The organism is Hahella sp. HN01 (assembly GCF_018986435.1).
Lineage (GTDB): Bacteria > Pseudomonadota > Gammaproteobacteria > Pseudomonadales > Oleiphilaceae > Hahella.
The window spans coordinates 1-19,221 of the sequence record NZ_JAHMIN010000047.1 but is presented as its reverse complement, the minus strand read 5'-3'; the positions used below and the strand labels follow the sequence as shown (position 1 = coordinate 19,221).

The 19,221-nt window shown below is 53.4% G+C and carries 21 protein-coding genes; 14 read left to right on the top strand and 7 right to left on the bottom strand.

Going from position 1 to position 19,221, the window contains the following annotated elements:
• Positions 1-3 precede the first annotated feature (3 nt).
• The 5 genes from KP814_RS28785 to KP814_RS28765 all read left to right on the top strand — a co-directional run bounded on the left by KP814_RS28785 (position 4) and on the right by KP814_RS28765 (position 4,601).
• The gene (locus tag KP814_RS28785; RefSeq protein WP_216740002.1) at positions 4-1,077 is read left to right on the top strand and encodes a polysaccharide pyruvyl transferase family protein; all 1,074 of its coding nucleotides are present in this window, start codon (positions 4-6) and stop codon (positions 1,075-1,077) included.
• Complete coding sequence (locus tag KP814_RS28780) at positions 1,074-2,183, top strand: glycosyltransferase family 4 protein (RefSeq protein WP_216740001.1); 1,110 nt, start codon at positions 1,074-1,076, stop codon at positions 2,181-2,183. Before KP814_RS28785 ends, KP814_RS28780 begins: the two co-directional genes overlap by 4 nt.
• A 2-nt stretch (positions 2,184-2,185) precedes the next feature.
• The gene (locus KP814_RS28775) at positions 2,186-2,629 is read left to right on the top strand and encodes a UDP-N-acetylglucosamine--LPS N-acetylglucosamine transferase (RefSeq protein WP_216740000.1); all 444 of its coding nucleotides are present in this window, start codon (positions 2,186-2,188) and stop codon (positions 2,627-2,629) included.
• The gene (locus tag KP814_RS28770) at positions 2,626-3,108 is read left to right on the top strand and encodes a glycosyltransferase (RefSeq protein WP_216739999.1); all 483 of its coding nucleotides are present in this window, start codon (positions 2,626-2,628) and stop codon (positions 3,106-3,108) included. Before KP814_RS28775 ends, KP814_RS28770 begins: the two co-directional genes overlap by 4 nt.
• A 377-nt stretch (positions 3,109-3,485) precedes the next feature.
• Positions 3,486-4,601: a hypothetical protein gene (locus tag KP814_RS28765; protein ID WP_216739998.1), complete on the top strand. Its 1,116-nt coding sequence runs from the start codon at positions 3,486-3,488 to the stop codon at positions 4,599-4,601.
• 187 nt (positions 4,602-4,788) lie between these two features.
• Here KP814_RS28765 and KP814_RS28760 read toward each other — a convergent pair whose 3' ends face one another.
• Positions 4,789-6,321, bottom strand: coding sequence for a hypothetical protein (locus KP814_RS28760; protein ID WP_216739997.1), 1,533 nt, complete (start codon positions 6,319-6,321; stop codon positions 4,789-4,791).
• Between the two features lie 72 nt (positions 6,322-6,393).
• On the bottom strand, positions 6,394-7,782 hold the full coding sequence (locus KP814_RS28755) for an undecaprenyl-phosphate glucose phosphotransferase (protein WP_253938708.1): 1,389 nt from the start codon (positions 7,780-7,782) through the stop codon (positions 6,394-6,396).
• Between the two features lie 420 nt (positions 7,783-8,202).
• On the opposite strand from KP814_RS28755, the gene KP814_RS28750 reads away from it, so the two are divergent.
• The gene (locus tag KP814_RS28750) at positions 8,203-8,772 is read left to right on the top strand and encodes a rhomboid family intramembrane serine protease (protein ID WP_216739996.1); all 570 of its coding nucleotides are present in this window, start codon (positions 8,203-8,205) and stop codon (positions 8,770-8,772) included.
• A 70-nt stretch (positions 8,773-8,842) separates the two neighbouring features.
• Here KP814_RS28750 and KP814_RS28745 read toward each other — a convergent pair whose 3' ends face one another.
• Both KP814_RS28745 and KP814_RS28740 read right to left on the bottom strand, forming a co-directional pair.
• Positions 8,843-9,421 (bottom strand): NAD(P)H-dependent oxidoreductase, encoded by a 579-nt coding sequence (locus KP814_RS28745; protein WP_216739995.1) that lies wholly within the window; start codon positions 9,419-9,421, stop codon positions 8,843-8,845.
• A 73-nt stretch (positions 9,422-9,494) separates the two neighbouring features.
• Positions 9,495-9,854 (bottom strand): MerR family transcriptional regulator, encoded by a 360-nt coding sequence (locus tag KP814_RS28740; RefSeq protein ID WP_216739994.1) that lies wholly within the window; start codon positions 9,852-9,854, stop codon positions 9,495-9,497.
• A gap of 166 nt (positions 9,855-10,020) precedes the next feature.
• Here KP814_RS28740 and KP814_RS28735 point away from each other — a divergent pair, with 166 nt between their 5' ends.
• The 3 genes from KP814_RS28735 (at position 10,021) to KP814_RS28725 (ending at position 13,726) form a co-directional block, all read left to right on the top strand.
• A complete protein-coding gene (locus KP814_RS28735; protein WP_253938707.1) occupies positions 10,021-10,416 on the top strand; it encodes a thioesterase family protein in 396 nt (131 codons plus the stop codon).
• Positions 10,417-10,657: 241 nt separating this feature from the next.
• Positions 10,658-12,652: a galactose oxidase-like domain-containing protein gene (locus tag KP814_RS28730; RefSeq protein WP_216739992.1), complete on the top strand. Its 1,995-nt coding sequence runs from the start codon at positions 10,658-10,660 to the stop codon at positions 12,650-12,652.
• 180 nt (positions 12,653-12,832) lie between these two features.
• Positions 12,833-13,726 carry a transporter substrate-binding domain-containing protein gene (locus tag KP814_RS28725; protein ID WP_216739991.1) on the top strand — a complete coding sequence of 298 codons (894 nt, stop codon included), beginning with the start codon at positions 12,833-12,835 and terminating at the stop codon, positions 13,724-13,726.
• A 110-nt stretch (positions 13,727-13,836) separates the two neighbouring features.
• Here KP814_RS28725 and KP814_RS28720 read toward each other — a convergent pair whose 3' ends face one another.
• Positions 13,837-14,244 (bottom strand): GFA family protein, encoded by a 408-nt coding sequence (locus KP814_RS28720; protein ID WP_216739990.1) that lies wholly within the window; start codon positions 14,242-14,244, stop codon positions 13,837-13,839.
• A gap of 316 nt (positions 14,245-14,560) precedes the next feature.
• Between KP814_RS28720 and KP814_RS28715 the strand changes: the two genes are divergently transcribed.
• The 4 genes from KP814_RS28715 (at position 14,561) to KP814_RS28700 (ending at position 18,000) form a co-directional block, all read left to right on the top strand.
• Complete coding sequence (locus tag KP814_RS28715) at positions 14,561-15,493, top strand: alpha/beta hydrolase (protein WP_216739989.1); 933 nt, start codon at positions 14,561-14,563, stop codon at positions 15,491-15,493.
• A 62-nt stretch (positions 15,494-15,555) separates the two neighbouring features.
• The gene (locus tag KP814_RS28710; RefSeq protein WP_216739988.1) at positions 15,556-16,728 is read left to right on the top strand and encodes a serine hydrolase; all 1,173 of its coding nucleotides are present in this window, start codon (positions 15,556-15,558) and stop codon (positions 16,726-16,728) included.
• 110 nt (positions 16,729-16,838) lie between these two features.
• On the top strand, positions 16,839-17,453 hold the full coding sequence (locus KP814_RS28705; RefSeq protein WP_216739987.1) for a hypothetical protein: 615 nt from the start codon (positions 16,839-16,841) through the stop codon (positions 17,451-17,453).
• Between the two features lie 61 nt (positions 17,454-17,514).
• On the top strand, positions 17,515-18,000 hold the full coding sequence (locus KP814_RS28700) for a DUF2004 domain-containing protein (protein ID WP_216739986.1): 486 nt from the start codon (positions 17,515-17,517) through the stop codon (positions 17,998-18,000).
• Positions 18,001-18,057: 57 nt separating this feature from the next.
• On the opposite strand, the gene KP814_RS28695 is transcribed toward KP814_RS28700, so the two are convergent.
• Positions 18,058-18,675: a TetR/AcrR family transcriptional regulator gene (locus KP814_RS28695; protein ID WP_216739985.1), complete on the bottom strand. Its 618-nt coding sequence runs from the start codon at positions 18,673-18,675 to the stop codon at positions 18,058-18,060.
• A gap of 69 nt (positions 18,676-18,744) precedes the next feature.
• On the opposite strand from KP814_RS28695, the gene KP814_RS28690 reads away from it, so the two are divergent.
• Positions 18,745-19,107 (top strand): nuclear transport factor 2 family protein, encoded by a 363-nt coding sequence (locus KP814_RS28690; RefSeq protein WP_216739984.1) that lies wholly within the window; start codon positions 18,745-18,747, stop codon positions 19,105-19,107.
• On the opposite strand, the gene KP814_RS28685 is transcribed toward KP814_RS28690, so the two are convergent.
• On the bottom strand, positions 19,081-19,221 hold a 141-nt coding region (locus tag KP814_RS28685), incomplete at its 5' end, for an IS3 family transposase (RefSeq protein WP_216740021.1). The genes KP814_RS28690 and KP814_RS28685 overlap by 27 nt on opposite strands.

Here is a 19,221-nt window from a genome sequence, read left to right as displayed (position 1 = left end):
ATCATGACCCCGATTTTTTTACCTCTTATCGGTCAATACCAGAACATCGGCGACATCATCCTGAGACGCCCGTTAGCCAAGTGGCTGCAGGGCGATTCGCGATTGCATGTGTTTACCGGCGACGCTCCCGCCGGCTATACCGAGGCGCTGCAGTTGCGCCCGGACGATCATGTCTATACTTCGTTTTTGTCCTGGTATCGCGCCGGTATGGAAGCCAGTCGGCGCCAGAAAAGCATCTATCTTTTCAAGCCCGGAGAAATTCAGTTGAGTCTGAAAGGCATGAAGGAGCACCTTGGCGTGTTGCCAATGGCGAAACGCTTCAAGGCGCGCGGCGGCAGCGTCGCGCGTCTGGGCTCTGGCGTGCGTAATTTCTCCAGCTTCTATCGCCGCCTGATAACGCCCTCGCTGAAAGTGTCCGATCTCACCTACTGGCGCGATCAGGGCTCATTCCAATACCTGGGGCACGGCGGCGTGATGCCGGATCTGGCGTTTGCGGAAGGCGGCGAACTCAGCCGTATTTCTTCCATGGAGAATCGTCGCTATCTGATTGTGTCCATGCGCGGCGACCGGCCGGCGCCCAACGACGCCTGGCGGAAGGCTGTCCGTGATTTCGCGCAGAAATATCATTTGGAAATCATGGCGGTGACTCAGGTGCTGATGGACTCCGCGCGCTCCCGCGAGCTGGCCGGCAGCCTGGGCGGGCAGGTTCTGGACTGGGACGGCCATGACCATATGCAGCAGGAGCAGCGTTTGCGGGACGTCTATCGACGCGCGGCGCTGGTGGTCAGCGACCGTCTCCATGTGCTCATCGCCGCCTATACGGAAGGCGCCGCGCCGGCGGGTCTGACCACAGATAATTCCAGCAAGGTGGATCGGCACTTTGAGGCCATTGGATTGAAAGGCGTGGGGCAAAGCGCCGCGACCTGGTCTGCGGAACGCATCGGCCAGTTCCTGGAGGATACGCTGCGACAGCGGGAAAGTTATCTGAATACGCTGGGGCAGGCCAGGGCGTCCCTGGACGGTATCCGCAAAGAGCTGGTGTCTTTCGTGGAGGCGGTGCGGAGGCGTGAAGCATGAGCGTAAACAAGTCGACGCCCGTGGTATGGCACGTAGGGCGACATGGCGAGGTGGCGGGCGGTATGACCCAGGTGATCAACGCCTACCTGAACTGGCCGTTTGAAAACCTCAAAGTGGAGGTAATCCCGTCTCGGGACGGCTCCAAAGGCGTCAAAGCGCTTGGACTGTATTTCAGCGCCATGTGGAGAATTCTGCGCCTGCGTGGACGCAGAACCAAGGACGCCATAGTGGTGCATCTGTCCCAGGACGGTTCTTTCGTGCGTGAGGGCAGTTTGCTAACCCTGGCGCAACTGCTGGGCTTTGGGGTGGTCGCACAGTTACACGGCAGCCGTTTCGCCGAGTTCAGTCGGCGTTATCCGAAACTGGTGCGTTTCGTCCTTTCGAGGGCGAATTATGTTCATGTTCTGAGTGAAGAGACTCGCGCTATCGTGGCCCAAACCCTGGCGCCGGAGCGCATTGTGTATATCCCCAATGCGGTGGCCACCGGCAGGGCGGGCATTAAGGAGAAGCTGGCGGTGTTCGGCGGCGGCGTCACCTATCGCAAAGGCGTGGATGTGCTGGCGCAGGCCTGGGAAGAATTGCAGGCTGAGGGCGATGTCGATCCGACGCTTAACGTCGGCGCCTGGAAGCTGGTCATCGCCGGGCCGATCATTGATGCGGGCGTGGTTCCCGAGACGCTGCGCAACGCTGAATTCGTGGGGGGCCTGTCCCATCAGGCGCTCATGGATCTACTGGACCGCGCCGCCATTGCGGTGCTGCCTTCCAGAGACGAGGCGATGCCGATGTTTATTCTGGAGGCGCTGGCGCGACATTGTTGTGTGATTTCGACGCCGGTGGGCGGCATCGCCAATGTATTGAGCGATGGCCGGGGCCTGCTGGCGCAGGCGGGGGATATTCAGGAATTGCGCCGGGCTTTGCGCTACGCGATCAGTGATGATGACGCGCGCGCGGAACTGGCGGCAAGGGGACACGCCAGCTTTGCGGATACTTTTTCCGCAAATGTGGTGTACCCCAAATTGGCGACGCTGTGGTTGAGCATCGTCAACCGGCCCAGGGCCGGAAATCTGTCTCAAAAAAGGAACTTTCAGGGAATGACAGGAGAATAAAAATGAAAAAAATACTTTTAGTCGCCTCAGGTGGGGGACACTGGGTGCAACTACAAAGACTGCGCGGCGCGTTTGAGGACCACAAACTGTTATGGATGACCACCGTAAAGGACTACAGTTCTCCTCACAACGAGCCCTGTTTTATCGTGCAGGACGCCAACATGTGGAACAAACTGGCGCTGCTGAAAATGTTCCTGCAGGTGGCGTGGGTGATGCTCAAGACCCGACCGGATATTGTCGTCACCACCGGTGCTGCGCCGGGGTTCGCCGCCATTCTGTATGGTCGACTTTTGGGGGCGCGCACGATCTGGATAGACAGCATCGCCAACGGTGAGGCCCTGTCCCAGTCCGGCGCCAAAGTCGGCAGATGGGCGCATGTCTGGCTGACCCAATGGGAGCACCTGAGCAAGCCCAGCGGGCCACATTACTGGGGGGCTGTGCTGTGATTTTCGCAACCGTAGGCACTCAACTTGCGTTTGATCGCATGATCAGCGCGCTGGACGACTGGGCGGGGCGCAACCAGGACGTAGTGGTCTATGCGCAGACCGGACCGGCCGAATACATGCCGCAGCACATGGGGTTCGCGGATTTTCTCGCTCCGGGCAAGGTGACCGACTACATGCGCGAGGCGGAGCTGATCGTCTCGCACGCGGGCATGGGCTCCATCATTACCGCCATGTATTTGCGCAAGCCAGTGATCATCATGCCGCGCAAAGCGTCTCTGGGCGAACACCGCAATGAGCATCAAATGGCCACCGCGAAATGGCTGGCCAACCGCAAAGGCATCATTGTGGCCTGGGAGGCGTCGGATCTGGCGCGCATTCTGGACCGGCGCGCGCAACTGGAATCCGGCCCTGCGATCTCCGAAGTGGCGGATGGCGCTTTGGTTAAAAAGCTGTCACGTTACATTCAGTCCCTGCAATGACGACTACTATTAATAAGGTCAGACTAACTAACAGGAGTCATTCCGCTAGGAGAAACCTACAGCCACCTCAACATAATCCGCTTGCCGGCGCGACGCAGCGCCGGACATCGAGCAGCCGCGTAAGCGTGTTCCGGCGAGCGCTGTTTAGAGCATCAGTTGTCCGCCGCGAAGTGGCTGGCCAACCGGAAAAGCATTATCGGGCCTGAACGACTTCGACTTATCCAAGCATTGGTGGAGGTCCCCGTCATTGCAATCGGGCCCTTTTCTATCCGTGGTCGCGGATGAACCTTTGGTTAATACACTGCCAAGCCGTACTCGGTCGCTGCGGAGCAGCGCCATTTTTTTAGTCAGTCTAACCAACAGGAGTCAGAGTGCTTATGGACAGGCCGACAGCCAACTCGACCAAGTCGCCCGACGTTACGAAACGACGGGCGCTTCTACTTACCGCTCTGGGGTGTTTACTTCCGCCCCTTGATTCGGTCCAGGCGGAAACGCCGCAACTGGACTGGTTTTGGTCATGTAACGACGGAAATCGGGTCGTTTTCAGCTCAGACTTCAACGAAGGCTTATATTTCCAGGACATCCAGCCGGGCAAAACTGCAGAACCCAAACTAGGCACCAATCAGTTTTCCTGCGTGCGCAATTGGATCAATGAACAGAAAACCACCATGGGATTTGGCGGCGCATTCATTAACTATGAAGGCGGCGACCTCACTGAACGCTGGGCGCAGGTGCAGCCGGCGCTGGATGATCCCAGCAACAAGGTGCTCGCTTTCGCCTTGAAAAAACCCAACGTCAATAACGAGAAAGGCAGAGTGCAGTTAGACGTCACTGGCAAGACCGGCTTTAAAGAGTTAAAGCTGAAGGTGCGCATGTATCTGAGCAACAGCTTCAGCATGCTGCGGACCTACCCGAAAACCATTGACTGGCTGTCTCTGTCTTCCTGGTGGAACAATCCCCATTGGGATGGAAATCCTTATCCGTTCGTCGTCAGCGTGAATATCAACAAACCCAGCATAAAGGAGGGGCAGAACCAGCTACGTTTCGCCATACGGGCGCGCACGTTTAATCAGACCACACAGAAGTGGGACGACGCGCTATGGCGTGAAGTCAACCAGACTTTTGAAGTCCCCGTGGGACAGTGGATATCTCTTGAGTACACCTTTATTGAGGGGGATGCGGAGACCGGTCGTTTCCAGATGACCGCGGCGCTGGACAATCAGGAACCCCAGACTATTTTCGACATTCACAACTACACCCGCCATCCTCTCGATCCCTCTCCGGATGGCATCAGTATTATCAGCCCCATGAAACTCTATACTTCTGCGGAGTTGATTGATTACGTCACCGCCAACGGTGGGCTGCTGACGATTCAGTGGGATGATATGAAGATGATCGGCTGCAACTCGCTTGCGGATTGCGAGCCCGATCCGTCCATTCCGGAAAAAGTCAGGATGGCGATTCCCAAAAAACCCAGTCTGGAGTTGGATTAGCGGAAGGATTCAATAGCGGTTCGCCGAGCCTGTCTCGGCAGACTCGGCGAACCCATTCAGTAACGTCTTTATTATCTTCTTTATTGCTTCGCTTCTCTCACTTCACTTCACTTTGCTTGCTTTACTTTTTTCCTACTTTACTTAATTGCCAGCGTCATTTACGTCTGGACTGTTGTTGCGGCCAAACTCATTCCCATTGCACCTTGGGCAGTTCTTCCTTGTAGTTATCAAAGCGATTGCTGAGGGAAAGTTTGTCGGTCGTCCGTGACGCCACATGCAGGCAGCGATTCAGCATGGCGGGCCAGAGTGGGCGATATAAATCGAGGGTGGCCACATCGCTCAGGCCTTTCGGCAGTGTTTTCCAAAGTGGCGAGAGCAATGAAAAACTGTTGAACTTGCGCACGTCCAGAGACATGAAGGTGCGGAAGACGTCGAAGAAGACGAAGGGCTGCACCGGTGTGAAGAACTGACTCGCCATTACACAGCCGCCGTGAGTGATCCAGCGCCCGCTGCGCCCGTACAGCGCCTCATACAGGAATATTTTCTTCCAGCCGTCGCAGTTGAAACGCGCCGTGGCGGCATGGAAGTTGTTCAACAACAATTCTTTGCCGGCGGCGTCCAACTGACGGTAGCGGTAACGGATCAGGTCTTCCGGTGTGATGAAACGGAACATCAGGGAAGGGAAGATACGGAACAACGTCCCCCAGGTGGACTCGATATTAAAGTAATACCCCCTTTGCAAGGTGCCCCCCAGGTAGCCGTCGACGAACAGGTTGCCGTCGCCCCATGCTTCATAGAAGTGACGGTACACCACCAGCAGCTCGGAGAGCGGGCGCGACACCAACCCTTTGAACATTTTCTCGCCCAGCTGTTGCGAGAGTTTTGGATAGCTGAGATCGAGCAGAGAAAACTCACGGTAGTCATCGAAGAAGCCGGCGAACTTGCGGGCGACGGGGCGGTCGCCGGTATTCGCCGGTCCGTAGGTATAACCGTAATGAGTCTTACCAAGAGACAGCAAATACCGGGAGTCCAGTCCGCCGCTCAAAGGCAGAATCTTTTTGCGGTCGCCAAAGATCCCCATGCCTTTGCGCATCTTTTCATTGACGTTGTGCAGGTCGCCGGAGCCGTTCAGGTAATCGAAATAGAACGACGTGCGGTCACGGGAAATAATAGCTCCCACTTCCAGTCGCTCGACGCCTTTGAACAGGGTATAGCCGCCAAACAGGTGTCGCTTGATATTCAGGATGTTTTGCAGCACCGGGTCCACGTCCTTGCCGTCCGCGATATAGCAAGGCGCCGGCGCGACACGCAGCGTTTCGGACTGCATATCCTGAAAGTGCGGAACCAGCGCGAAGGGATCGGTCACCAGATAGTATTCGCCGCCGGTTTCGATATAGAACAGGTAGCTGCCGGCTTCGATCAGGGAGCACACCGCGGTGCGTTCCTCTTCCGTCTCCGCCCGGAAGAAAGCGCGGGCGAACTCGCTGATATTGCCTAAACGTCCGTTGAAGACGAAGTGTCCGCAGCCCACCGCCAGCGAGCGCGACGCTTCATCGGCGTAGGCGACGCCCTCTGGCCAATTGGCGCGATGCACATCCACTAAAATGTGGGCGCCAAGAGGAGAGTCGAACTCATGTATGTCCGAGGGGGCGCCGATCGAAGAAGAAAATAACTCTACCTCGGCTTTCACGTTGGTAACGTTAATGTACAGGCCTTTCATTGCAAATATCTCTCAAATAAGTGGGAGGTCATATCCATTGCGCGGCGCCCGGATGATGTTCCAGGTCCGGTTTCAGTATGCATATTCGTCCTTGTAGACCATGCCAACAGTCATCAGGATGATTTTCAGGTCCAACGCCAGCGACCAGTTGCGCAGGTAGTCGAGATCGAACTCGATCCGCGCCTGCATGCGCTCCAGGGTTTGTGTTTCGCCCCGCAAACCGTTGACCTGAGCCCAACCGGTGATGCCCGGCCGAACTTTGTGGCGAACCATGTAGCCTTTGATGAGCTTGCGATATTGCTCGTTGTGCGCCACCGCGTGGGGACGGGGCCCAACAATGCTCATCCTGCCTTGCAGCACATTGATGAACTGGGGAAGCTCATCCAATGAGGTTTTGCGCAGGAAACCACCGATAGGCGTGAGCCGCTTATCGCCGTTTTGCGCTTGTTTGATGACATCGCCGTCTTCACAGACGGTCATGGAGCGGAATTTGTAGACGATGATTTCTTCACCATCCAAACCGTAACGACGCTGCTTGAAAATCACGGGACCGGGCGAGCTGACTTTCACCATCACCGCGATCACCGCCAACACCGGCGCGATCATCACTAATATCAATGCGGAAAGCACAATGTCGCTCCAACGCTTGATCAAGCCATTGACGCCCCGGAACGGCGTATCGCAGACAGAGACGACCGGCATGCCGGTAACCTGGTAGACGTTGCCCTGGATCAGCTTGGTCACGAACATATCGGGAATAAACGATATCGATGCGGTGGTGTCGCCCAGGCTATCGAGAATCGCCAGAATGCGAGGCTGCGTCGTCATGGGCAGCGACAGATAAATACTGTTTATGCGCTGCTCCTTGCAGTAGTCGTATAGCTCAGAAAAGTCCCCCAACACCGGCCAGTCGGCGCCTTTGGGTAGTCGGTCCGCCGTTCGGTCATCGAAAAAGCCCAGTATTTCGACGTTGTAATAGGGGCTGCGGGACAGGCGCTTGGCCAGTTCCAGCCCCTGTTCGTTCATGCCCACGATGACCACTTTCTGTCGATCGCCGCGCAGTTGCAGCAATACCGTGAAGTAGCGGAACGCGAGATGCGCGCTGACTTGTAAAGCGGGACCGATCCACAGCCAGTGAAGAATGGTGGACAGCGAGAATAAGTCGATCGATCGCGTGGCGTAGCCTAAAGACAGAATCAAAAAGGCGATGACGAACCAGCTCAACAGTATGTCGACGAGACAACGGCTCAAAGGTTGGTGTAGTCGTGATTGCCCGGGGAAGGCGACGCAGAATGCAAATAGCGCGGAGATCATCGCGGGCGCTTCAATCGCGTCTTCGAATAGGTAACTCACCAGCAATATGCTGATGAACAGGGCGAGGGGGTCTAACAGCGCCTCGCAAAACTGATGCAGATTTTTACGGCCAAAGCCGATCTTCATTGATCGTTGCAGGTTGTCCATGTGTACCTCTAATCCTTGTGTACATCTAATCCTTTACTTCCTTGGTTCTTTGTCCTATCGAAAGAGCGTCAGTCTCCTCTAGGGTCCGGAGGTGGGAGGGCTGGGAACAAATGTTCGCGGGCCCCAAAAAGGCGGCGTCAGGCGTCGCAGTGAAAGTCTGTGTCTGTTCATCGTGTTAACGTGCGTCTGCGCCCGGGGTATGATAGTTTCCATTTATACCGAGCCAATATGTCCTTTTAATTTCAACAAGTTAAAAACTTTCGCAGGGAATCCAGCGCGTCCATGCCTTCTTTCTATGAACAGCTAAAAGAAAGAGTCGCCGTTACTTACACTTCAATGATAATCATTCTCGGGATTATACTCGTTTTTGTCTTTACATGGTTAAAAAACGGTGAATTTTGGCATGTATCGAGTCATGCCATGTTGCAGTGGGGCGCCAACGTCAGCCCGGCGACGCAGAACGGACAATGGTGGCGACTGGGTACGGCGGTTTTTYTCCACTTCGGCATTATCCACCTGACGCTGAACGTCTGGGCGCTGTGGGATGGGGGACAGTGGGTGGAGCGCATGTACGGGCATACGCGCTTTTTACTCATCTTTATAACGTCCGGGCTTGTCGGCAATCTGTTTTCCCTCACTTTCCATGGTGTCAGCGTCGTCTCCGCAGGCGCTTCGGGAGGCATATTCGGCGTGTACGGGGCGCTACTCAGTTATCTCTGGCTGAATAGAACCCGCGTGCCTTTGATTGAGTTCCGCTGGATCTTTTTCGGCGCCGCCATTTTCTCCCTGCTCACCATCCTCTTTGGTTTTCTGGTGGACGGCATCGACAACGCCGCCCACGGAGGAGGGCTCATTACTGGCCTGGTTCTGGGAGCGCTGCTGATTCCCCGCGACGCCCGCCAACTTTCTCCGCTCAGTCTAGCATGCGTCACAGTAATGGCTAGCGCGGCCATTATTGCATTGTGGGTATCTCTGCCTGAGCCCGCTTAGCGGCAATAAGTGCCCTGAGTTATTACGTATAAACGCCCAATCTATTAATTACTAATTACCGAGTAACGTTTTAATCTCCATTCATCGCCAGTGAAGCCGTTTGCTGTAGCCAGCGCTGGCGCAGGGTCTGCGTTGATTTGATCACCGGCCCAAACGCGCTGATTTTGACGGGTTTGACGCCGCAGAATTCCAACACGGTTTTTTTCATCATCTTATGGCTGGGAGCGCCATAAACCAGATTGTAATACCAGGGCGGCGTATCCATCGTGACCAGCAGGCGTGCGGTTTTGCCCGCCAGCAGTGGCTGTGGAAAGGAGGCCCCTTTTTCAAAGCGGAATGCAAAACCCGGCAACAGAGTGCGATCCAGTGCGCCCTTCATCAGGGCGGGAACGCCGCCCCACCAGACTGGATACGCCATCACCAGATGATCCGCCTCCTGGATCTGCGCCTGCAAGCGTATTAAATCCGGCTCCAAGGGGGTAATAACGTCATAACCGGAAGCCAGATTCGGGTCGAAAGTTAACTCGCCCAGATTCACCCTGCTGACCGAAAATCCCGCTTCTTTTGCGACGCTTGCGTACTGCTGAGACAGCGCGCCAGTGAGTCCGCCGTTTTTAGGGCTGCCATTGAGCACCAGTATTTTCTTCATCTACTACCTCCAAACACTTAATCAGATATCCGTTTGATGGCGCAGATGCTAAACCCTGTCCTTAGGGGCAGAGTCAACAACGACAGGATGAGTTTTGCAGATCTTCCTGAAGCTGCCTGAGGCGCTTGTCCAGACTTTGCATCGCCTGCATTTCTTCGTGTAGCGTTTGCCGTTTCATCTTGACCATGGCTATCGCCGCATCGAAGGGAAAGCCGTCGGATACATTAATGCCTGCAACCAGCTTTTTCAGTTCCGACAATTTAAATCCGAGAGCCTGGGCCTGCTTGATCAGCGTGACCGCTTCCACATCGTCGTCAGAGTAGACGCGGTATTTCTCTCTGCGCTGGGGCTCAGGCAACAGTCCCAACGTTTCATAGTGGCGAATGGCCTTCGGCGTGGTTCCTGTCAATTTCGCCAACTTGCCGATATACATGTCCAGCGGTCTCCTGAAATCTTCGTGATAGCGAGTATTCTATGCTTGTTCGGCATAGAGATGAGGCCGAAAGTTCAGGATTTCGAGTAGGGGACGCGTGACCAAGGTTGGCGCGGCGAAAAATTAACGGAAAAGAAATGATTAGCGAGTGAACGCGATGAGTTTTATGACAAAGCGGACAATCCTGTTTGGCGACTGTGACCCGGCCGGGATTGTCTATACGCCCCGTATCTCGTATTTCGTGATAGAGGCGGTGCACGAATTCCTGTCCCATAAACTCGGCGCGCCGGGAATCCGCGAGATATTGGACATGGGGATTCTGCCGCCGGCGCGGGCGCTTTCCATTGAGTTTCTGGCGCCCATGGCCTGGGATGACGTCATCGACATTAGCGTCAGCTGCAAAGAACTGACCACGACCTCATTCAGCTTTCTGGTTGAAGCCCGCAACCATGCCGATGAAATCAGCTTTCGCGCGACTTTAACCCAGGTCGCCATATCTCCCGAAAGCAAAAGACCTGTGCCGCTTCCGCAACGTCTGCGGGAAGCCTTGAGCGCGACTTAGGTTCAGCGCGTAAATTCTGCAGATTGTCTGGCGCACTGGCTGTGAATGGCGTGCAAAGCCATCGCATAAACAGAGCGGTCAGGGTCGCTTCGTTTATTCGACTTTTCAAAATAATCGATTAACTTAATCGAAATAATTGAACTATTTCTCCAGACGCCCTTCTAACAGGTGCTCATGTTAGTCAATAAAAACAACAAGCTGCATGAGAAACCTAAGAAGTTAATTATTTGGAGATGTACACGTGAAAATACGTGAAATAATTGTAGGTACGGGCATAGCTGTGACCTCCCAGATGGCGTTTGCTGACATACCGGCCGGCTTGTTTAACCTTGCCGGCAAGGACAGCGGACTGTGCTTTCAAAGCAACGCAACGATGGGATTGGTGCAGTTGGCCTGCTCAGCGGACTCCCTGTTATGGAACGCTCGTCAGAATCCTGATGGGAGTTACCAACTGACTACTACGGTAGAGAACCGGGAGTACTGCATTAACGTGCCGGGCGTCGCCGGAGCGGACGTCAAGCTGGGCGATTGCCAGACCGCAAGACCGCTGAATATCGCGCCTTTAAGGGACGGTTACCGGATAACTCAGGCGGGGACGGAGCTTTGCCTGAATATCGCAGGCAATCGATTCACTGACGGGGCGAAACTGATGCAGTTCGGCTGCACGACCGGGGACAACGAAAAGTTCGACCTCAAACCGGCCGCGAAAACAGTGGTTGGTGAATGGAGCGACACTTTCGAGCTGGGCCTGGTGGCGATTGCCTCGGCGATTCTGCCCAACGGGCAGCTGGTGTTCTGGTCGGGGTCCACGCCGATCAGTTTTCATGGCGATGACGTCACCTACACCGGCACGTTCAACCCTAAAGGCGGAGAACTTTCTCAGTATTTGGTGAAAGATACCTACGAGATGTTCTGCCCGGCCACGGTCATGGATCGGGATGGCTCCCTGCTGATTATGGGCGGCGGAGGCGACCAGTCCAAACGTAAATATGTGGTGACCTACAACTCAGACACCAACAAATGGAACCGGGAAAACGATCTGGTGAAAGCGCGTTGGTATAACAGCGCCGTTATCCTGGGCGACGGCTCTGTCTTCACAACCGGTGGCGACGGGGACGGTTCTATCAACCCAAATTCTTTCTTTGAAAATATGAAGGGAGAAATCTGGAATCCAGACACTCGCAGTTTCAGGTATTTGAGCAATACCAGGGATATTGGTTACGAGAAGATATCCACTGTGATTGATATCGACGGCAGACAAAACAGTGATTACGGCCTGGCCCGTGGGCAGTATTACCGTAAACTCGCCGTTATGCATGACGGTAGCATTCTGGAGTACGCGCCCTACAAGAACTTCGTGCGTCACACTGTCGAAGGCGAGGGCAGCTCCACGCTGATCGGCCTGGGACGTGAGGATGGACCGAAGTACATTCAGGGCGCCACCAATGTTCAGTACAGCGCGGATAAGCTGCTGTTAATGGGCGGAAACGCCCGGTTCGGTGTTGAAGACTATAAAGACGATCAGGCGGAAATTAATGTCAGTGAGTCACTGTATTCCGTCTACGAGATCGACCTGAAAACCGGAGAATCCGTACGCAAGGAAAACATGCACCATCCCAGGTACTACGCCAACTCGGTGGTGATGCCGGATGGCGGCGTTTTCACGGTGGGCGGTTCCAGGGACAGCCACTTGTTCGATACCAGCGAAGCGGTGTATACGCCGGAAATATATGATCCAGCCAACGATGAATGGACGGAAGTCGCTCAGCATCAGGACCCCAGGGACTACCACTCAACTGCAGTGCTGCTTCCTGACGGCAGAATCTGGGTCGCCGGCGGCGGCGCGTGTGGCGCAGGTTGTAAATTCAACTACACCACAGCGGAAATCTACAGCCCTCCGTACCTGTTCAAAGGTGATCGTCCTGAAATCTCCCTGGTCGACAATGGGCCGACGGGATATAACGGCAAAATCGGCTATAACAAGGCTTTCGACATTAGCTCTAAACAAACCATCAGCTCTGTTGCGCTGATCCGCTTGTCTGCGGTCACCCACTCATCCAATACCGATCAACGACGCATCGAATTGGAACTGGACGCCATGGGCAATAACTATTACCGGCTGACCACGCCGCTGAACTCCAATATTGCGCCTCCAGGCTACTACATGCTGTTCGCACTCAATGAGAACGGCGTACCTTCTGAAGCTAAAATGGTGAAGTTGGATAATTCACTATAGGGGACTCCATAGGAGTATTTAGCCCAGATTCTATTCATTGAAAAATGAAACAAAGGCCAGTCTCATGCTGGCCTTTTTCCGTAATACTTTAATACTTTATTTGTATAGAGGCTTCTCAGCATGTCTGAGAGTTGAATTGCTACACTTGAGCTAAAGACAGCGTCCAGATAGGTTTCAGATATGAAGTTGCTGGCGGTTTTTCTCTTTGTTCTTCTGACATTCAGGGCTCATGGCTCTGAGGCCATCAGTGTTGTGGTTCCCGCCTCACAGTCCATTCACGACACCCGCTACACCGACTTAATGGAACTGTTAACCGTTGCGCTGGATAAAACCACCGCAAGATTTGGCGCCTATAGCTTGTCGGAAGCGCCCTTTGTGATGTCGGAGGCGCGCTATATTGTGGAACTGAGGCGTAAAGACTCCGTTGTGAATGTTATCTGGAGTTCCACCAGCAAAGACAAAGAGGCGGATTTTATCCCCATCCGCATCCCCTTGCGAAAGGGATTGCTTGGCTATCGTATCAGTCTTATCGCCAAGGACTCGCAGTCGAAATTTGATAACCTGAAGACGCTTGATGACCTGCGCGGTTTAACCGTTGGTCAGGGATTGGGGTGGGGGGATGTGGCGCTGTATGAGAAAAACGGCTTCCATGTCATAACCGCCAGCAGCTACGACGGGCTTTTTAAAATGCTAGTGCAGCGGCGCTTTGATCACTTTCCACGAGGCATTAATGAGGTTTTCCCCGAATATAAAACGCGGCGTGACGACCTGCCGTATTTGGCGATAGAACAGCAGACTCTGATTTATTACCCCTGGTCCTATTACTTTTTTGTTTCCAGGTACGCGCCTGAGCTTGCCCAGCGCATCGAAGTCGGATTAACCCTGATGATCGCCGACAAATCGTTTGACGAAATATTCTTCAAACATCATGGCAAAGCGATTAAGGACGCCAGATTGACTGAGCGGAGGACCTTCCTGTTAGATAATCCGTTTTTGCCAACGGAAACCCCATTGGAAAATAAAGCGCTTTGGTATGACCCTTTAGGCTTGATGTCGCATTACCAGTACAATTAATGAACTGTCGGCGAACTTCTTTTCATATATATACATTGAGCGCCCGCATAATAGCCATTGGTTTTCGGATAGACAGTGGCTTGCGGGCGGCGTAAATAACTTTTCAGTGTTTATGGTTGCGTATCAAAAACCAAAACGCCTTCCGGTATTTGAAACCAGTCTTGTTTTTCACTGACCCAGACGTGAATGGTCGGGTTAATAATGCTGGTGTCAGAGAGGGTGGATGGTTTCAGCATTATATGCGAGGGATTGCTCGGGTTGTAATGGTATATATGATTGGCGCATACCGCACAGAACTTGGCTGAGCTTGTGTTTCCACTGGCCGCGACTCGGCTCCACTCGTTCATTTCACCACGAATATCAAGGGCGTCTGACTCAATCATGGCAGTGAGGCTGAACGCGCTGGTCGACAGCTTTTGGCATTGCTTGCAGTGACAGGCCGCTATTGCAATAGGAGGTTTAGATAGCGTGTAGGTAACCTGTCCGCATTGACAGGAACCATTGATTGGATATTCCATTGGCGAGAACCTCTATATCTTATTTTTTTATCACAATGACACAGGACTTTATCATAACATTATTTCGAAATAGCTCTACCCATTGGTTACAGTTATTTTAAATGTTTAAGTTAATTTAAATTCAGCCGAAAAATGCCTGCGCATAGTATTTTAAAAGTTGATAGATGCTGTTCTTGTGTATCAGTTTGTACAAGTGCAAAAAAGTATTAATAAAGACTGGTTGTATATTTGTTTTTAACAGCTCCGAACTCTCTAATGAAAGCCACTTAATATCAAGCTCTGCGTAATAGTGCGCAGGCTTATGTCAGGAGCGATTATGTTAAATGATAAGGCGCAGGCGGCGCTTAAGGGATGGATAAACGCGGCGGGGCCCATTGGCGATAAATTACTGGGGGTGTCGGAAGCAAGCTGGGCGGAAGTGCGTAGCCACTATATGAATGCCTTGAACGAACTCTTCCCCGTCACGGAAAAGGTCGACATAGAGCCGGTGAACATGGGGGGCGTTGCGGGAATAGTTGTTACGCCTGAAAAGGTGTTGGATAACCGCACACTCTTGTACATACACGGAGGCGGCTATGTTCATGGCGGAATAAAGGGATACGAGGGACTTGCCGCGAGATACGCCACCTGGCTGGGCGCCAGAGTGTATGTGCCGGATTATCGGCAGGCCCCGGAACATGTGTTTCCAACCCCTGTTAATGACGTATTTACCGCATACAGATACCTGCTGGAATCTGGCGTCGCTCCTCAATCACTGGCGCTTTCCGGCGACTCCGCCGGCGGCGCCATGGTCATCACCACGATGATCAAGGCGCGCAATGCCGGGTTGCCGCAACCCGTCGCAGGCGCGGCGCTTTCACCCTGGGCCAACCTGACCCACAGCGGCGCATCAGCGCAGGATCGAGACGGCCTGGACCCGCTGGTGACGGTGGCGATGTTAAAGCGACTTGCACGTACGTTTTTGGGTGACGCGCTGGCGACAGATCCCGACGCCTCACCGGTATTCGCCGATGTACGGGGAATCGCGCCGACACTCATTCAAATTGGTGAAAACGAAGTGATGTTAAGCGACGCCATCCGTCTGGCGTCACATCTGGGAGAAAACCGGGTGCGGGTCAATCTGGAAGTCTGGCCCGGTATGTTCCATGTGTGGCATCTCTTTTCAGGATTCATGCCTGAAGCCGCGCAGGCATTAATGAATGCCGTGAACTTTCTGGATCATGAACTGACTCAGGCAAAGAACCGCTAGCCGCTCAAATGCTCGACCACCGTACGACAACTGATATGACGACTTATATAAGGGAACTATCCATGATTTTAATTAGACGTTCTTTGCTCAAAATGGGAATAGCAGGCCTGATCGCTCCACAAATCGCCTTCGCGAAATCGACCCAAGACGCCTCGTATTCTTTCGATGAGTGGCGGGAGAAATTTGAATCAAGCATTCAACCGCGCATGCATGCCGCTCATGTGGCGGGAACTTCCGTGGCGATCATGTCCCGAGACTGCGGCACGCTTTATTCCTCGTCCTTTGGTTACGCCGATATCGGCAAGGGGCGCAAGCTCACTGTCGACACGCCCATGCATCTGGCGTCAATCAGCAAGTTATTCACCGCCACCGCACTGGTGCAATTATTTGAGCGTGAAAGGCTCGATCTGGACTCTGATGTGAACGAGTACATCGACTTCGCAGTCAGAAACCCATATCGTCCACATGATCCCATCACGCCGCGTCACCTCCTCACGCACACGTCCAGCATTTCCGATGAAGGGCATGGCGATCCTTCCTACGAGGGCGATCCCAGACAAAGTCTGGACAGTTTTCTAAAAAATTATCTGGTGAAAGGAGGGGACGCTTACACGCCTGAAGGGTCTTATAGTCGGGCGCGGCCGGGACAAAAGTGGGATTACTGCAATGTGGCGATGGCGCTGGCGGGATATGTGATCGAGTGCGTCAGCGGCCAGCCCTTTGCTTCATACGTGGAAAGAAACGTGCTTGAACCTCTTGGAATCTGGAACGCCCATTGGTATCTGCGACAGTTCGACCCTGACATACTCGCCAAACCTTATGATTATCAGAACGGCGACCTGGTTGAATTGCCGCAACAAGGCTATCCGGATGTGCCCGCCGGCATGCTTCGCTGTTCGGTGGCGGATCTTAGTAAAGCCGTGCGCGCCATGATCGGCGGCGAAAACAGCAGAGACATCCTGTCGCCAAGAGCCCCCAGGGAAATGCTGCGGCGACAGGTCAAACCCACGGTATACCCCTATCAAGGCCTGGGCTGGATCTTGGAAGGCGTCAATGAACGACAGTTCGTAGGACACAGCGGCCGAGATCTGGGCGCCGCCAATATCCTGGTTCTGACCGAAGACCTGAGCCACGGCGTGTTCGTTCTGATCAACTCGGAACTCGATGAAGACGGCGAAGCATTTCGCAGTGCGCTGGTGGAGGAGCTGTTGGTGGGGGCGTCACTGGCGGTTTGATCTGGTCGCGAACGACGCAACCGTAGTCGAGGGGACCGATAAATCGCTTTGAAGATCAGGCTGCAGCGCTTACTATTTTTTTCCCAATAGTGATTAGCGAGACAGATCCAATGAGTGATGCATTTATTATCGCCGGTAAGTTACAACTGTCTGAATCCGAGTATGAGGCGTGGCTGTCCTCGCCCGCCGCAGGCGTCGACTCTGTATCGGACTGGGATGCGATGTATCGCAATTGGTATTGGAGTGACAAGACGCCCCGGATTGACTGGGAGCCTGCTTCTGCGACCACGGAACAGGCTCTGTCTAATGTGCTTAAGTTGGCCATGGGCGGTCCTTACTTTGTCCTGTTGAAATACGAGGCTGATGCAGAAGCATTTCGCTTTTTTGTAATGTCGGTGATGGGACCGGATGAACGCTTGGCGGAAAAACTAATGGCGCTGCTAAGATCCGCCTCTGCGTTTAAAACCGTTAATACGCCGGATGTGGTTCTATACTGGCCCGAACTGAGCGGAGTAATCGACTTTGAAGGCATGCTGTCAGTGGCCCTGGTGAACCCCCAGACAAGCCAGTTCGCCGACATGACGCAGCTCAAGGCAGCGGGGCTTGATGAGAAGAAAATTACCGCCAACTACAAAGACCTCGAATCCTGGTATGGCGACTTCATCAGTAACAACCAGGCTGATCGCTGGCAGTCGCCGGAGTTTGTGGATGCTCGGTTTTTGTGAGGAATAGTTTATAACTCTTTCTCTCCATGGAAATGTATTGTTATCTAAGGAATTGATGCTGATGGGAATTGATATTTTCGGACAAATTGACCCAAACAACCTTGAGAAATACTACGAGGGAACGGTTGTTATTAATGGCGTAGAAGTAGAGGTTGATCTCAACTTAGAGTCCGACGAATTGGAAAAAGGTGATTTTGAAGTCATCTCGACGTTTGTAGATTCTCTGGAGAGCTATGCAAACCGTGCTTTTTCAGCCATATCAAATGATTTTGACCAAGGAGAAGAGTCAGAGGCGGCGAGATTTTATCTACAACATCATCTTGATGCATTTTCAGAAGAAGAGACTAAAGCTGTTTTTGGCAACACGCCGATTAATAAAGAGTCTTTCATGAAGGCGCTATCGCTTCATAGGATCGGCCTGTATCCGGAGGACGAAGAATCTTTCGCTGTCTTTGATATCCAGTTTTCAGCAGACATCACTCACTATTTGCTGGCGGTCGTTTTTAACTTAGCAGGTCAGGTGACTTATATTTCTGTTGAAAGTTGAAATAAATACCGTTGAGTTATTTGGCGGCATATCAAAGCGCCGCGATGTTGCTTGTACTCAAGAAGGTCCCAACGCTTTCATCATTACATCGGACAGCCTTTCCAAGTAAGCGTTATCGGCCTTCTGTCGAGTAATAATCATGCGCCAGTAGATGAGTGCGCCAAACATGTCCGCCGCGATATCAAAATCAGTATCCGCAGATACCTCATTACGAGCGCTGGCGCGTTTCAGTATTTCCTTGGCTCGCGCTCTCCGTTGCACCTGCAACTCTGATCGGATGGCGGCGGCGAGTTCAGGCGTTCGCGGCATCTCTGCGTGAAGGTCTGGAAGTATGCGAGAGACAAGAGGGTGCCTCAGAAGCCGCCGTAAACTCTTTAAAAGCGTCAGGATATCACCGCGCAAGTTACCCGTGTCTGGCGCTACCGCCAGGCTGGTTCCTACACGGGTAAGAACATCATTCACCATCGCCAGTTTCGATGGCCAGCGCCGATAGATTGCAGCCTTGCCCACTCCTGCTTGCTTCGCCACCGCTTCCATGGTCAGGGCCGCATAGCCTGTTTTCGCCCACACCTGGAATAAAGCTCGTTCAATCGCCTGAGTGACTGCCTCCTGCTTCACTGCCGCGCCGGAAAGGCGACGGCGGTTTTTATTTTCGTCGAGACGGTTGCGTTCCATTGAATATCTCTAGTAAGGTTTTGTCGATGATACGATGCCGTTCCAACGATGAGCAAGGAGTTACAGATAATGGTTGATCGCACCGCAGGTTTCGCTCGCTTCTCAGATATGCTCAAACATTCTCTCGGTTCGCTTGTGGACCAGACCGCAGAGGATTTCGTGGCGATGATGGCCCCTGACGGCGTTATGGAGTTCCCCTATGCGCCGCCCGACAGCGTGCGAGAAATAAAGGGACGTATGGCGCTTTCCTCATACTTATCCAGGCTGGGTGAAATTCTTGCCGTCGACAGACTGAGCGAGCCCCAGATACATCACACATTGACTCCAAATGTGGTGATTCTGGAGTTCGAATGTGCAGGACGCGCACTCAAGACCCAGCGTCCTTACTATCAACGATTGTTCTGGTCAAATCCCACCGGACACTTTCTTTAGAGAGTTTTCATAATTAACCGGCGACATATCATTGTTCGCCGTATGCAGTCTTTCGAGGTTGTAATATCTCATGTAGGCTGCGACATCCTGCTTCATGTGTTCCCGGGTGGGCTG

Excerpts from the sequence above, each read along its gene's own strand:
- KP814_RS28785 (WP_216740002.1), top strand. The coding sequence starts at position 4 with ATGACCCCGATTTTTTTACCTCTTATCGGTCAATACCAGAACATCGGC.
- KP814_RS28780 (WP_216740001.1), top strand. The coding sequence starts at position 1,074 with ATGAGCGTAAACAAGTCGACGCCCGTGGTATGGCACGTAGGGCGACAT.
- KP814_RS28775 (WP_216740000.1), top strand. The coding sequence starts at position 2,186 with ATGAAAAAAATACTTTTAGTCGCCTCAGGTGGGGGACACTGGGTGCAA.
- KP814_RS28765 (WP_216739998.1), top strand. The coding sequence starts at position 3,486 with ATGGACAGGCCGACAGCCAACTCGACCAAGTCGCCCGACGTTACGAAA.
- KP814_RS28760 (WP_216739997.1), bottom strand. The coding sequence starts at position 6,321 with ATGAAAGGCCTGTACATTAACGTTACCAACGTGAAAGCCGAGGTAGAG.
- KP814_RS28755 (WP_253938708.1), bottom strand. The coding sequence starts at position 7,782 with ATGGACAACCTGCAACGATCAATGAAGATCGGCTTTGGCCGTAAAAAT.
- KP814_RS28745 (WP_216739995.1), bottom strand. The coding sequence starts at position 9,421 with ATGAAGAAAATACTGGTGCTCAATGGCAGCCCTAAAAACGGCGGACTC.
- KP814_RS28740 (WP_216739994.1), bottom strand. The coding sequence starts at position 9,854 with ATGTATATCGGCAAGTTGGCGAAATTGACAGGAACCACGCCGAAGGCC.
- KP814_RS28735 (WP_253938707.1), top strand. The coding sequence starts at position 10,021 with ATGACAAAGCGGACAATCCTGTTTGGCGACTGTGACCCGGCCGGGATT.
- KP814_RS28725 (WP_216739991.1), top strand. The coding sequence starts at position 12,833 with ATGAAGTTGCTGGCGGTTTTTCTCTTTGTTCTTCTGACATTCAGGGCT.
- KP814_RS28720 (WP_216739990.1), bottom strand. The coding sequence starts at position 14,244 with ATGGAATATCCAATCAATGGTTCCTGTCAATGCGGACAGGTTACCTAC.
- KP814_RS28715 (WP_216739989.1), top strand. The coding sequence starts at position 14,561 with ATGTTAAATGATAAGGCGCAGGCGGCGCTTAAGGGATGGATAAACGCG.
- KP814_RS28710 (WP_216739988.1), top strand. The coding sequence starts at position 15,556 with ATGATTTTAATTAGACGTTCTTTGCTCAAAATGGGAATAGCAGGCCTG.
- KP814_RS28705 (WP_216739987.1), top strand. The coding sequence starts at position 16,839 with ATGAGTGATGCATTTATTATCGCCGGTAAGTTACAACTGTCTGAATCC.
- KP814_RS28700 (WP_216739986.1), top strand. The coding sequence starts at position 17,515 with ATGGGAATTGATATTTTCGGACAAATTGACCCAAACAACCTTGAGAAA.
- KP814_RS28695 (WP_216739985.1), bottom strand. The coding sequence starts at position 18,675 with ATGGAACGCAACCGTCTCGACGAAAATAAAAACCGCCGTCGCCTTTCC.
- KP814_RS28690 (WP_216739984.1), top strand. The coding sequence starts at position 18,745 with ATGGTTGATCGCACCGCAGGTTTCGCTCGCTTCTCAGATATGCTCAAA.